17 protein-coding genes are annotated in these 12829 nt (G+C 71.1%); all 17 read right to left on the reverse strand.

The annotated features are described in order from the left end of the window. Positions 1-166 precede the first annotated feature (166 nt). Complete coding sequence (locus IGA62_RS22530; RefSeq protein ID WP_198501095.1) at positions 167-367, reverse strand: DUF5957 family protein; 201 nt, start codon at positions 365-367, stop codon at positions 167-169. A 107-nt stretch (positions 368-474) separates the two neighbouring features. Continuing rightward, positions 475-2001 (reverse strand): peptide MFS transporter, encoded by a 1527-nt coding sequence (locus tag IGA62_RS22535; protein ID WP_145818965.1) that lies wholly within the window; start codon positions 1999-2001, stop codon positions 475-477. Positions 2002-2009: 8 nt separating this feature from the next. Beyond that, complete coding sequence (locus IGA62_RS22540) at positions 2010-3086, reverse strand: ketoacyl-ACP synthase III family protein (RefSeq protein ID WP_145818964.1); 1077 nt, start codon at positions 3084-3086, stop codon at positions 2010-2012. After that, complete coding sequence (locus IGA62_RS22545) at positions 3083-3238, reverse strand: hypothetical protein (RefSeq protein ID WP_186499939.1); 156 nt, start codon at positions 3236-3238, stop codon at positions 3083-3085. The genes IGA62_RS22540 and IGA62_RS22545 overlap by 4 nt, the downstream gene beginning before the upstream one ends. Positions 3239-3447: 209 nt before the next feature. Further along, entirely contained in the window at positions 3448-3762 is a 315-nt protein-coding gene (locus IGA62_RS22550; RefSeq protein ID WP_198501096.1) for an antibiotic biosynthesis monooxygenase family protein, read from the reverse strand. Beyond that, the gene (locus IGA62_RS22555; RefSeq protein WP_091462881.1) at positions 3759-4091 is read right to left on the reverse strand and encodes an antibiotic biosynthesis monooxygenase family protein; all 333 of its coding nucleotides are present in this window, start codon (positions 4089-4091) and stop codon (positions 3759-3761) included. The genes IGA62_RS22550 and IGA62_RS22555 overlap by 4 nt, the downstream gene beginning before the upstream one ends. Before the next feature lie 2 nt (positions 4092-4093). Next, positions 4094-4843 (reverse strand): SDR family NAD(P)-dependent oxidoreductase, encoded by a 750-nt coding sequence (locus IGA62_RS22560; protein WP_145818963.1) that lies wholly within the window; start codon positions 4841-4843, stop codon positions 4094-4096. A gap of 28 nt (positions 4844-4871) precedes the next feature. Beyond that, the gene (locus IGA62_RS22565; protein ID WP_145818962.1) at positions 4872-5330 is read right to left on the reverse strand and encodes an SRPBCC family protein; all 459 of its coding nucleotides are present in this window, start codon (positions 5328-5330) and stop codon (positions 4872-4874) included. A 2-nt stretch (positions 5331-5332) separates the two neighbouring features. After that, entirely contained in the window at positions 5333-5590 is a 258-nt protein-coding gene (locus tag IGA62_RS22570) for an acyl carrier protein (protein WP_091462878.1), read from the reverse strand. Between the two features lie 31 nt (positions 5591-5621). Then, entirely contained in the window at positions 5622-6839 is a 1218-nt protein-coding gene (locus IGA62_RS22575; RefSeq protein ID WP_145818961.1) for a ketosynthase chain-length factor, read from the reverse strand. Further along, on the reverse strand, positions 6836-8107 hold the full coding sequence (locus IGA62_RS22580; RefSeq protein WP_091462876.1) for a beta-ketoacyl-[acyl-carrier-protein] synthase family protein: 1272 nt from the start codon (positions 8105-8107) through the stop codon (positions 6836-6838). Before IGA62_RS22580 ends, IGA62_RS22575 begins: the two co-directional genes overlap by 4 nt. Continuing rightward, a complete protein-coding gene (locus IGA62_RS22585; RefSeq protein ID WP_198501282.1) occupies positions 8104-8517 on the reverse strand; it encodes a cupin domain-containing protein in 414 nt (137 codons plus the stop codon). Before IGA62_RS22585 ends, IGA62_RS22580 begins: the two co-directional genes overlap by 4 nt. 59 nt (positions 8518-8576) lie before the next feature. Next, the gene (locus IGA62_RS22590) at positions 8577-8900 is read right to left on the reverse strand and encodes a TcmI family type II polyketide cyclase (RefSeq protein ID WP_145818959.1); all 324 of its coding nucleotides are present in this window, start codon (positions 8898-8900) and stop codon (positions 8577-8579) included. Positions 8901-9059: 159 nt separating this feature from the next. Then, a complete protein-coding gene (locus tag IGA62_RS22595; RefSeq protein ID WP_145818958.1) occupies positions 9060-9935 on the reverse strand; it encodes an NAD(P)-dependent oxidoreductase in 876 nt (291 codons plus the stop codon). Further along, positions 9935-10672 (reverse strand): SDR family NAD(P)-dependent oxidoreductase, encoded by a 738-nt coding sequence (locus IGA62_RS22600; RefSeq protein WP_145818957.1) that lies wholly within the window; start codon positions 10670-10672, stop codon positions 9935-9937. Before IGA62_RS22600 ends, IGA62_RS22595 begins: the two co-directional genes overlap by 1 nt. A gap of 76 nt (positions 10673-10748) precedes the next feature. Next, on the reverse strand, positions 10749-11669 hold the full coding sequence (locus IGA62_RS22605; protein ID WP_145818956.1) for an NADH dehydrogenase [ubiquinone] iron-sulfur protein 5: 921 nt from the start codon (positions 11667-11669) through the stop codon (positions 10749-10751). 47 nt (positions 11670-11716) lie between these two features. Beyond that, positions 11717-12721 carry a methyltransferase gene (locus tag IGA62_RS22610; protein ID WP_145818955.1) on the reverse strand — a complete coding sequence of 335 codons (1005 nt, stop codon included), beginning with the start codon at positions 12719-12721 and terminating at the stop codon, positions 11717-11719. Between the last annotated feature and the right edge of the window lie 108 nt (positions 12722-12829).

Raw genomic sequence — 12829 nt, forward strand, 5'->3', positions numbered from 1 at the left:
TCCCGGATCGTGGCTGGCCCAGCCTGGCAGCCCCGCTTGGAGGACGGCTCGAAGCGCGCTTGGAGATCAACGGGGGTCGGATCCGGCACGGGTTCGGATCCGGTACGACGACGGGCGCCTCCCGTCGGTGACGGGAGGCGCCCGCAAGGCGTGTGCGTCGGTGGGGTCAGCGCCGGGGCGGCGCGCTCCGGCGCTGCCTCTGCCGGTCGACGACGACCGCGACGACCGCGCCGACGGCGGCCAGGACGAGCGGCAGGAACCGGAAGCCGCCCGGGTCGCCCGAGGTGAGCAGGCCGACGACGCCGATGATCTGGTCGACCACCAGTCCGGCGAGGAACCCGGCGACGAGGCCGATCAGAACTGCCACCAGCGTCCTCACGAGCTGCCTCCCAGCCTCGGCGGGTCGATATCCATAGCCATTCTACATATCGGTTTCCCCGGGGCGGACCGGGCAAACCCGAACGGGACCCGCGCTCAGTGCACGGAGGTCACGCCTTCGGCCGGCGACGGCGTCGTCGCCGGCTGGTCCGGTACGGGCTCGTCGGCGAGGCGTCGCGTCAGCGAGCGGACGGAGAACGCCAGAGCCGCCGCCACGGCGAGGCCAACGCCGCCGAGCACCAGGTAGAAGGTGGCGTCGGAGACCACCGCGGTGATCCCGGCGAGCTGGCCGCCGGTGGCCGCGCCGACCGCCGCGAAGAGCCAGAACAGGCCGATCATCTGGCTGGAGAAGCCCGGCGGGGCGACCTGGGCGGCCAGGCTGAGCCCGACCGGCGCCACGACCAGCTCACCGCAGACGACGATCAGGTAGACGGTGAGCAGCCACAGCGGGGACACCGGGCCGCTCTCGGCCAGCGAGGCGGCGACCGCCATGACCACGAACGAGACGCCCCCGAGGAGCATGCCGGCGACGAACTTCGGCGGTACCGCCACCCGGGAGCCCAGCCGCACCCAGAGAGCGGCGAAGGCCGGGGCGAGCATCAGCAGGAACAGCGGCTGGGCCGACTGGAACCAGCTCGCCGGCACCTCGAAGCCGAACACGTCCCGGTCGACCGAGTCCTTCGCGAAGATGTTCATCAGGGCGGGGCCCTGGGCGTAGAGCATCCAGAAGAACGCCGAGGCGATCAGCATCCAGAGGAACGCCCGCAGCCGGACCCGGTAGGGCGCGATCTCCGGCCGACGGTTGAGCCGGATCCAGTAGACGATCGGCACACCGAGCACCATCAGGCCGAGGAGCATCAGCACCTGCTGGAGGGCGACCACCCCGCTGGCCACGCCGACGACGGCGAGCAGCGCCGGGATGCCACCGAAGATCGCCGAGCGCCGCCAGACGCGGGCCCGCACCTCCGGTGGGGCGGGGTTCGACGGGCGCGAGCCGACGTCGCCCAGACCGCGCATCCCGACCACGTACTGGATCAGGCCGACGACCATGCCGAACGCGGCGATCCCGAAGCCCAGGTGCCAGTTGATCTTCTCGGCGGCGAAGCCGGTGATCAGCGGGGCGAGCAGGGCGCTGACCTGGACGCTCATGTAGAACAGCGAGAAGGCCGCCTCCCGCCGTTCCGGCTGGCCCTGGTACATGTCGCCGACCATCGCCGCCATGCTCGGCTTGACCAGGCCGGTGCCGACGATGATGCAGCCCAGCCCCAGGTAGAGGGTGGGCTCCGCGGGCACGGAGAGGAAGATGTGCCCGGCGGTGATGAAGATGCCACCCCAGAGGGTGGCCCGCCGCGCGCCGAGCACCCGGTCGGCGAGCCAGCCGCCCGGCAGGGCGGCCATGAACACCAGGGACATGTACATGCCGAAGAGCGCGGCGGCGTCCACCTCGGACATGCCCATGCCGCCGTCGGCCGGGCTGGCGACCAGGAACAGCGCCAGGATGGCGAGCATGCCGTAGAAGCTGAACCGCTCCCACATGTCGACGACGAAGAGGGTGCCGAACCAGCGCGGCTGGCCGAGGAAGGTCTTTTCGGTGGGCGGGATCGGTGTGGCTGTCGAGGTCATGGTCTCTCTCAACCCCTTCTCGCGGTGCGGGTGAGACCGGCCGACGTGGCCGGGCGGCTGGCGGTGGGTGGCCTGCGGAGCATCTCGACCACGGCGCACGACCAGGTGAACCCCGCGCCCACGCCGGCGAGGAGGCACCGCTGGCCGGGTTGCAGTACGCCGGAGTCGGCGATCTGCCCCAGCCCGGCGATCTGGTCGCCGGCCCCGAGGTGTCCGACCTGGCGTCCCCAGGACCAGGTGGTCCGGTCGGGGTCGATCTTGAACTTGTGCAGGAAGTGGGCGTTGAGCCGGCCCCGCCCGAGGTTCGGCAGGACGAACCAGTCGATGTCGTCGAGGGTCACCTCGGCGTCGGCCAGTGCCCGTTCGATCGCCTCGGACTGGCCCCGGTCGATCCGGTCGAGGATGCCGTCGAGCCCGCTGGACCGGACGAAGGCCTGCCGCAGCGACTCCACGTCCACGGTGGCGCGGGCGCTGAACGGGACCGGGCCGAACGGGTCCACCCCGCGCTGCATCTGTTCCAGCCCGGAGTCGGCGACCGTGACGATGCTGCGCAGCCGGGCGAACCCGGGCCGGCGGGAGACGACGACGGCGGTGCCGGCGTCGCCGAAGACGGTGCCCGGGTCGCTGCGCCAACGGTCGAACCCGGGCGCGCAGAACCGGTCCCCGGTGGTGACCAGCGCGCTGGTCCGGGTCGGGTCGCCGAGCAGGTAGCCCACCGCCAGTTCCAGCGCGCAGAGACCCCCGTTGGACATCTGCCGCACCTCGATGGCCGGGCAGGAGTTGCCCACCGCCTCCCGCTGCACGTACGAGGCGGGGGCCCACATGTCGTGCCCCTGGTACCAGGTGTTGGCGTGCAGGATCAGGTCGATCTCCGCCGGCCGTGCCCCGGCCTGCCGGATCGCGGTCCGCGCGGCGTGCGCGGCCATCTCCGGACCGGACTCGCCCTCGCTCACGCAGACCGACTGCATCTCGGTACGCCAGACCAGCCGGCGCTCGCAGAGCCCGGCCCGTTCGGCCTCCTCCAGCGTCATCGCCGGGGACAGGCGACGCCCGGTGCCGACGACGTACAGGTTCTCGACCTTCATGCCGACGACCCCGTTCCGGCTCCGGTGGTGCTGCCCGCGTGCCGCAGCCGGTGGTGGCGCTCGGTCCTGTGGTGCCGGTGGCCGCCCGGCGCGCCGGCGAGCCGGGCGCCGGTGCTCGGGGTGGCACCCACCTGGAGCAGGGTGTCGGTCATGGAACGGCCTCCAAAGTCCGTCGCTGCCCATCCCTGGGCCTGTCGTGCGCTCCCCGGTCGCGGGAGCCGGAAAACGGGCGGACGGTGGCCGGAGGACGACCCGGTCAGGGTCGTCCTCCGGCCACCGGTGGATCGCCGGGCGTCCCGCCCGGTCGTCGTCCGGCCCTCGTGGCGGGCGGCCCGCCGGCCGCCCGGCGGTACGACGGCGTTCAGAACGCCGCCGACACCTCGAAGACCTCGAAGAAGTTCTCCTGCTCGCGTTCCTGGTACTGCCGCAGGGGAGAGGTGGAGGGGCGGTGCGAGACACCCTCCTCCCAGACCCGGAACGCCTCGAGGCTCTCCCACTCGCTGAGCACCACCAGGCGGTGCGGGTCCTTCGTGGACCGGAGCAGCTCGTTGCCGATGAGCCCCGGAGTCCCCTCCAGGTGCCGGCTGATCTGGTCGTACGCCTTGGCCACCGCGTCGGCGTCGTCGGCCGGCGCGCGGTGCCACACCATCACCCGGGCGCGACCGGCGCTGCTCACCGCAGGGCCTTCGCGGCCTCGCCGGCCGGCAGCGCGAACACGACGTTCATGGTGAACATCGCCCCGCCGTGCCGGAACGGGTGCAGCTTCTTGCGGTGCTCCACGTGCTCGTCGCTGTGCTCGAACTCCCGGAACCGCGGCTCGTCCACCCAGTCGCTGATGACGTAGTAGGTCGAGTCCTGCTGGGAGTCCTTCATCAGCCACTGCCCGAGGTTGGCCGGGTGGTCGGTGATGACGCTGCCGATGGAGAGCCAGGTCTGCTCGAAGTCGGCCTCCATCCCCGGGTTGATGTCGAACCGCAGCATGACCCGGAACACGGGGTTGCTCATGATCAGATACCTCCGTCGACGGGGATTTGCGCGCCACTGACGTAGCGGGACTTGTCACTGGCGAGGAAGAGCACGACCTCGGCGACCTCGTCCACGTGGCCGAGCCGGCCGAGCGAGGTGAGCTGCGCGTAGCGGGCCTCCATGGCGGCCCGCTGCTCCGGGGTCAGGCGCGCCATCTCCTCGGTCGCGATGACGCCCGGCTCGACCAGGTTCACCCGGATGCCCCGGCGGCCCAGCTCCTTGCAGAGCGAGCGGGTCAGACCCACCAGGCCGGCCTTGGCGGCGGTGTAGTGCGCCCGCATCGGGATGCCCACCTTGGCCACCCGGGAGCCGATGTTGACCACGGACGCGCCCTCGCCCATCAGCGGCAGGGCCTTCTGGATGACCAGGAAGGTGCCGGTCAGGTTGGTGTCGACGACCGCGTGCCAGTCGGCCAGCGACAGGTCGTCGTAGCCGATGTGGCTGATCACGCCGGCGTTGTTGACCACCACGTCCAGGCTGCCGAGGCGGACCTTGCACTCGGCCAGCAGCTGGTCGATCTGCTCCGCGTCACCGACGTCGGCGCGGACCAGGTGGTGCTGCCCCGGGGTGTCCTTCAGCTCGCGGGCCAGGCTCTCCACGGCCTCGCCCTCGGAGCGGTAGCAGGTCACCACGTTCGCGCCGGCCTTCGCCAGGGTCAGCACGATCGCCCGGCCGATGCCGCGCGTACCGCCGGTGACCAGGGCATTCTTGCCGGCCAGTAGCTGTTCCATCAATCCTCCAGGTAAGGGGTGCGCCGGCTCAGGAGCGGGCGACGGCGGCCTTCTCGATCCGTTCCTTGATGGCCGCCATCTGGATGGCCGAGTTCTTCAGCAGGTGCGCGGCCATGGCGTCGTCGTCGAAGGGCATCTCGTCCTTGACGTGGAACTCCTGCTCCCAGCGCATCTCCACGCCGCCGTCGACCTCCCGGTACGCCCAGAAGATGTTCATGAAGTCGAACGGGCCGGTCTCGATCCGGTGGGCCCGGACGGTCCGGGTGGCCGGGTCGGAGGTCCGCTCGGAGACCCAGGTGTTCACCCGGCCGTTCTCGTCGGGGTGCATGGTCAGCCGGAACCGGATGGTGTTCCCGTCCCGCTCCAGCACCTCCGCCGCGGCGTACTCGGTGAAGAGGTCCGGCCAGTTCGGCACGTCGTTGGTCATGTCCCAGACCAGGTCCATCGGCGCGTCGATGACGACGGCGCACTCCGTCTTCTTGGCCATCGTCACGCCGCCGGGGCGAGCTGGTCGTTGACGAACTCGATCAGCTCGCGCGGGGTGCGCAGCTCGCTGATCATCTCCTCGGGAACCGAGGCCGGGAACTCCTTCTCCAGCCGGCTGACCACCTCGAGCAGGGCCAGCGAGTCGTAGCCGAGGTCGGTGAAGAGGGTGTCGTGGATGTCGGCGGTCAGGTCGACCGAGTCGTCCACGCCCACCGTCGCGCGGATCACGCGCGTCAGGTCGTCCAGGGTCATCTCACGCATGGCAGGTGCCTCCAGTCGGTTGTGGGTGTCGTTACGAGGTGGCACGGACGACGACGGCGGAGTTGAACCCGCCGTGCCCGCGGCCGAGCACCAGCGCGGTGCGCACCGGCGCGGTTCGGGGGCGCTCCCGGACGAGGTCGATGTCGCAGCCGGGGGCGAGGGTGTCGACGTTGATCGTCGGCGGGATCACGCCGTCCCGGATGGACAGCAGCGCGCCGACCGTGTCCAGGGCACCGGCACCGGCGTAGATCCGGCCGGTCATCGTCTTCGGCGCGGTCACCGGCACGCTGTTCGGGCCGAAGATCGCGCTGATCGCCGCGGCCTCGATCCGGTCCAGCTCCGGCACGCCGTACGCGTCGGCGAAGACCACGTCGACGTCGTGGGGCTCGACGCCCGCGTCGGCCAGTGCCAGCCGGGCCGCCTGCTCCAGCGTCGGCTTGCGGTCCCCGCCGGGACGGGGGTCGAAGGTGGCCGCGTAGCCGGCGATCTCCCCGTAGATCCGCGGGGCGCCGCGCCGGCGGGCGGTCTCGGCGTCCTCGACCACCAGGATCGCGCCGCCCTCACCCGGGACGTAGCCGCCCGCCCGCACGTCGAACGGGAGGAACGCCGCGTCCGGGATGTCGCTGTGGCTCAGGTTGCCGGTGGGCATCTGGGCCACCACACCGGCCGGCGACATCGCCGACTCGGTGCCGCCGACCAGGACGAGCTGGTGGTTCTGCCGCAGCACCCGCCGGCCGTGGCCGATCGCGTCCAGGCCGCCGGCCTGCTCGGACACCACGACGCCGCAGTGCCCGCGCAGCTTGTGCCGGATGGAGAGCTGCCCGGTGGTGGCCGCGTAGAACCAGGCGATCGACATGTACGCGCTGACGTGCTCCGGGCCCTGCGTCCAGAGCTTCTCCAGCTCCCGCTGGCCGACCTCGACGCCACCGGTGGCGTTCGCCGTGATCACGCCGATCTCGTACTCGGGGAGCTGGGTCAGGTCGACCTCGGCGTCCTTGATCGCCATCTCGGCGGCCACGAACGCCAGGTGGCTCATGGCCGAGGTCTCCACCAGCAGTCGGCTCGGCACGTGCTCGGCCGGGTCGAAGGTGGCCAACTCGCCCGCGAGCTTCACCGGGTAGCGCGGGGCGTCGAACCGCTGGATGCGGTTGATGCCGCTCTTACCGTCCAGGATGGACGACCAGTAGGTTTCGGTGTCCATGCCGTTGGGCGCCATGACGCCCAGGCCGGTCACCACCGCTGTCTTCATGCCGGCACCGCCTCGGGGTCGACGACCAGGATCGCGCTCTGGAAACCACCGAACCCGCTGCCCACACTGAGCGCGGCGTCGGTGCGGTGCTCACGCGCGATGTTCGGTACGTAGTCCAGGTCGCACTCGGGGTCCCTCGTGGTCAGGTTGGCCGTGGGGGGCACCACGTTGTGCTTGACGGCCAGGGCGCAGGCGGCCACCTCGATCGAGCCGATCGCGCCGAGCGAGTGACCGACCATGGACTTGATGGAGCTCATCGGCACGTCGTACGCCCGCTGGCCCAGGCTGGCCTTGACCGCCGCGGTCTCGTGCCGGTCGTTCTGCTTGGTGCCCGAGCCGTGCGCGTTGACGTAGTCGATGTCCTCCGGGTTGAGCTTCGCCTGGGCCATGCTCAGCCGGATCGCCTCGGCCATCTCCCGCCCGTCCGGCTTGAGGCCGGTCATGTGGAAGCCGTTGGCCCGGGTCGCGTAGCCGGCGATCTCGCAGTAGATCGGCGCGCCCCGGCGGCGGGCCGACTCGGTGCTCTCCAGTACGAACATCGCCGCGCCCTCACCGAGGATCAGGCCGCGCCGGTTGCCGTCGAACGGCCGGCAGGCCGACTCCGGGCTGTCGTTGAAGGTCGACGTCGCCCGGATCGCGTCGAAGCAGGCCACCGTGATCGGCGAGATCGGCGCGTCCGTCGAGCCGGCGATCACGATGTCCGCCGCGCCCTCCCGGATCAGGTTGGCCGCGTAGCCGAGGGCGTCGATGCCGGAGGTGCAGCCGGAGGAGACCACCGACGCGGGGCCCTCGGCACGGGTCGCCCAGGCCACCTCGCGCGCCAGCGAACTGGGCGCGAAGTAGTCGTACATCTCGGGGACGGCGTACTCGTGGTCGACGATCCACTTGCGACCGCCGTCGGAGACCACCGTGTACTCGGTCTCCAGGCCCATCGTGCAGCCGACCGCGTTGCCGACGGTGACCGCCGTGCGGGTCGGGTTGAGGTCGTCCAGGGTCAGCCCGCTGTCCTCCACCGCCTCCCGGGTGGCCAGCACGGCCAGCTGGGCGGCCCGGTCCATCCGGCGGACCTCCTGCGGGGTCAGCCCCATCTTCGCCGGGTCGAAGTCGATCTCGGCGGCGACCTGGCAGCGGAAGTTCGACGGGTCGAAGAAGGTGATGCGTCGGGTGGCGGTCCGGCCGGCGGTCATCATGTCCCAGAACGCCTGGCGGCCCACGCCGCCGGGCGCCATCACGCCGATGCCGGTGACCGCGACGCGCGGTGTGCTCACAGGTGCCCTCCGACCTGGGGCGCCGGCTCGTTCTCCCGGCCGGGCAGGAACTCGGTGTCGATGTGCCCCAGCTCGGGGCGGGGCGCCAGCGGGCAGAGGTGGAAGATCACCTGGGCCGGCTCCTGGCCGCGGTTCTCCACCCGGTGCTTGACGTTGATCGGCACCAGGCACGCCTCACCCGGACCGAGGTCCACGTACTCGGTGTCGATCCGCATGGTGATCTGACCGCTCACCACGTAGATGGACTCCTCGGAATACGGGTGAATGTGCTCGCACACGAATTCGCCCGGCTCCAGGGTGAGCATTCCGCCGAACCCGGTCGTCGACTTCACCGTCTTCGGGCTGAGCATGATACGGACATCACCGCCGCGCCGACGGTTCGGCTGTACGTCGCTCCACGAAACCTTCATGGCGCTCGTGGTGGTCACGGTTTTCTCCTCTCGGCCTGCGGTGCCGGCCCCGGTGACGGTCATTTGTCCGGCGTCCAGGTGTAGAAGGGCTCGGCCATGGCGTCCTTCGGTTCCGCCCAGGCCGGGTCGTACGGGCTGATGAACTTCGCCAGCTTGTCGTGGATGTCCTGGTAGAGCGGGTGGCTGCGCGCCTTGTAGAGGTCCCGGTTGATGGACTGGTCCGCCTCCACGAGGTGGAAGTAGAGGTCGTGGAAACGGAACAGCGTCCGCCGGTCCACCCCGATCATGTGGGGCAGTTCGGTGGCGTCCGATTCGGCGAAAATGTTGGCGACCGACGCGGCATCCGCCGGGTTCATACGGGCCACAATGAGCGTCCGGTGCACAGTCCTCTCCTTTCGGCTGATGCAGGGTTGATCGCCAGGAGTGCCGATCAGGCTCGGCCAGGCATCCCGGTCTGTACTGCGAAATGATTTCGTCGGCGCCTCGAAGGCGCTTAAAGCCCGGATGGAGCATTCGCGAATCCACCGGGGTGGAGGCCGCCGTCAGGCGTCGTTACGGCTGAGCATCTCGTGCACCGCGGCGGCGTCCTGGTCGCCGTAGCCCGCGTCGATCGCCTCGGTGAAGGTGACCGCGGACCGCTCGATGACCGGCATGTCCACGCCCACCTTGGCCGCCTCCGCGAGGGCGAGGCGGAGGTCCTTGTTCATCAGCCGGGTCCGGAAGGCGGCCGGCTCGTACTTGCGCTCACGCATCAGCGCGGCCCGGAACGACATCACCTTGGAGCTGAAGCCGCTGCGCTCCACCGCCATCAGCAGCATGTCCCGGTCCAGGCCGGAGCGCTCGCCGTAGGCGACCGCCTCGGCCATCGAGGCGACCTGGGCGCCGAGCATGGCGTTGAAGACCAGCTTCATGGTGGCGGCCATCCCGGGCGGACCCAGATAGACCACCTGCGGGCCGAGCAGGGCCAGCACGTCGGCCACCTCGGCCAGGTCGTCCTGGGTGCCGGCGGTCAGCACCCGCAGCTCGCCGTTGCGCGCCTGGTGCGGGTTGCCGACCACACACGCCTCGATCCGCTTCACCCCCGCCCTCGCCGCCCGCTCGCCCGCCTCCCGGGCGTACGTGGGGGAGACCGTGGAGGTGTCGATGATCGGTGTGCCCGGCTTGGCCGCCGGGCACACCGCGCCGAAGAGGACCTGCTCGACAGCCTCCTCGTCGGCGAGGCTGACCAGGACCACGTCCGCGTCGGCGACCGCCTCGGCCGGCGACTCCGCCTGCCGCGCGCCGGCCGCCACCAGCCCGGCGGCCTTCGCCGCGGTGCGGTTCCAGACGGTCAGCTCGACGCCGCTGTCCAGCAGCCGGTGCGCCATGCCGCCGCCCATGCCGCCCAGTCCGAGGACGGCCACCTTCCGGGCGGCCATCAGATGCCGCCGTCGACGTGCAGGGTCGCCCCGGTCACGTACGCCGCCAGCGGGCTGGCCAGCAGGAGCACGGCGTTCGCCACGTCCTCCGAGGTGCCCAGGCGACGCAGCGCGGCGTTGGACTTGATCCGCTCGTACATCTCCGGCGGCAGGCCGGCGCCCGGCTCGGTCTCGATGATGCCCGGGGAGACCTCGTTGATCCGGATGCCGCGCGGGCCGACCTCCTTGCACACCGACCGCATCCAGCCGTTGATGGCGGCCTTGCTGGCGGTGTAGTGCGCCTTGCCGGCCAGGCCCCGGGTGCTCACCGAGGCGCCGACGTTGACGATCGACGCGCCCGCGCCGAGCAGCGGCAGGGCGGCGTGGGTGACCAGGTGGAACGCGGTCAGGTTGGTGTCCAGCACCCGCCGCCACTCGTCGAGGGTCACCTCGGCGGCCGGCGCGTGGCTGTCCACCCCGGCGCTGTTGACCACGATGTCCAGCCCGCCCAGCTCGGTCTTCGCGACCTCGACGAGGCGCGTCACCTCCGCCGGGTCGCGCAGGTCGGCCTGGACCACCTGGTGCCTGCCGTCGGTCGCCTTCAGCTCCCGCTCGAGGCTCTCGGCCGCCTCACGGTCGTGGCGGTAGCAGGTGACGACCGAGGCGCCGGCCCCGGCCAGGGCGGTGACGATCGCGCGTCCGATGCCGCGGGTGCCACCCGTGACCAGGGCGCGCTTGCCGGCCAGTTGAAGATCCACGATTCCTCCGGTTTCGGGCGGCGCCGCCGGCAGGGCCGACGGCGCCGCGTACTCGATGGTTCTTTCAGGGGGTCGGTCAGACCAGCGTGACCAGGCGGTACAGACCCTCGACCGCACGCGGGTAGCCGGTCTCGGCGTTGGTCGCGTACGAGTAGAGGAGGTACGCGCCCGGGGCCAGCTCGGTGCGGACGATGGCCTGCTTGCCCGCCGCGAGCGGGGCGAGACCGATCGGCATGGTGGTCACCGGCGACTCGCTCGGCCACTGGCCGTTCTTGATCGCCGTGAAGTACTCCGCCACGTCCTCGGCCGTCGCACCCGGCGCGAGCCGGGACAGGACCGCCTCGTTGTTGTGCCGGGTGGTGTTGACGACCAGGTGCTCACCGGTCGCCGTCAGCGTCCGGCTCGGCAGCAGGAACGAGACGGCCCCGTTCCGCTCCCGGTGCAGGACGTAGTCGTCCACGTCCGGGAACCGCGGGGCGCCCAGCCCGGTCACCGTCAGCGGCTTCACCTGCGGCACCGCCGTGGCGCTGGTGTAGTCGAAGTTGACCAGGTGGTACGTCCCGGGCAGCAGGAACTGCGTGAACGACACCCGCGAGTCCGGCGTCACGACCGCGCCGCCGAGGTTCTCGGCGCAGGCCACCAGCTCCCGCTCGGCGGCGGCCCGCTCGGCGGGGTTGTAGGCCGAGGTGGCGGCCAGGGCGGTGAGGTACCGGTCCACCGACACCCCCGACCGCAGCCGGATCAGCAGCAGCGACCGGCCACCCGGCTCCGGGGTGCTGACCCGGAAGGTGACCGAGCCGCCCCGCAGCTGGCTCGGAGCGGTGAAGCTGTCGGGGTGGATGACGATGTCCACCCCGGTGGCCCCGGAGGTGGACGCCGGAGCGGCCTTGGCCGGTGCGGCCACCGACAGACCGGCCAGCGCGGCCCCGGCGGCCGTGCCCATCAGCAGGCGACGGCGGGAGACCGCGGCGCGCCCGGTATCGGGTTTCGCTGTCACAGGATCGTTTCTCCTTCGTGGAGGGATCGGATGGTCCCCGTCCGTGCTCAGGCGGTCTTGCGCCCGATCACGGCCGAGTCTGCGTCGGTCAACGGCAGGACCGAGGTCTCGGTGAAGCCGGCCTCGCGCATCCAACCCTGGCAGTCCGCGCCGGTGTACTCGCCACCGCCCGGGGTGACCAGCTGCATGTTGAGGCTGAGCAGCAGGTTCGCCGGCTCCCGGCGGTCGTCGTCGATCAGGGCGTCGTACACCATGACCCGACCGCCGACCGGCAGCGCCTCGTACGCCTTGCGCAGCAGGGCGGTCCGCTGCTCGTCGTTCCAGTCGTGCAGCACGTGCCCGAAGATCAGGACGTCGGCGGTGGGGAGGCTGTCGTTGAAGAAGTCACCGGCGTGGAAGGTGACCCGGTCGGTCATGCCCAGCCGGTCCATGTGCTCGTCGAAGAACGGCTTCACCGGCGGCAGGTCGAAGGTGCCGGCGTCCAGCTGCGGGTGGGCCTTGGCGATCACCGCGGCGATGTTGCCCCGCGCCCCGCCGACGTCCACGAAGGAGCCCACCTCGGTCCAGTCGAACTTCTCCGCCAGCGCCGGGCCGACGGCCGAGTTGGCGCCGTCCATGGCGGACATGAAGTTCCGCACCGACTCCGGCCGGGAGTAGAACTTGTTGAAGTCGCGGTCGGTGTGCGCCTGCATGTCACCGGTCTTCAGCAGGTCGGTCAGCTTGCCCCAGACGCCGTACTGCCAGGCGTGCATGCGGAGGAAGCCGCCCTGGTACGACGGGTGCTTCGGGTCGAGCTGGTTGGCGGCGGCGGCGCTGATCGCGTAGCGGCCCTCGGCGTCGCGGTCGAGCACCTTCAGCGCGACCAGCGAGTCGAGGAAGTCGCGGGTGGCCCGGGGGTGCAGCCCGAGCGTCTCGCGGATCTCCGGCTCGGTCTTGCCGCCCTCGGCGAGGACGCCGAACAGGCCCAGCTCGACCGCGCTGAGGAAGGTCTTGGCCGACCAGTAGCCCGCCGCGAGGTCGAGGATCGACAGGTCAGAGTTCTTGGTTCCCATTACGAAGGCTCCTTCGGGATGTGGTGCGGGCCGTGGTGGTCGCCACGATGCTCGGGAAACGCTGGCAGCCGCTCCTCGACGAGAGATCGAAGACGACTGGGACGGTGC

Origin of the sequence: Micromonospora sagamiensis, from assembly GCF_014680085.1 — a bacterium.
GTDB lineage: Bacteria > Actinomycetota > Actinomycetes > Mycobacteriales > Micromonosporaceae > Micromonospora > Micromonospora inyonensis.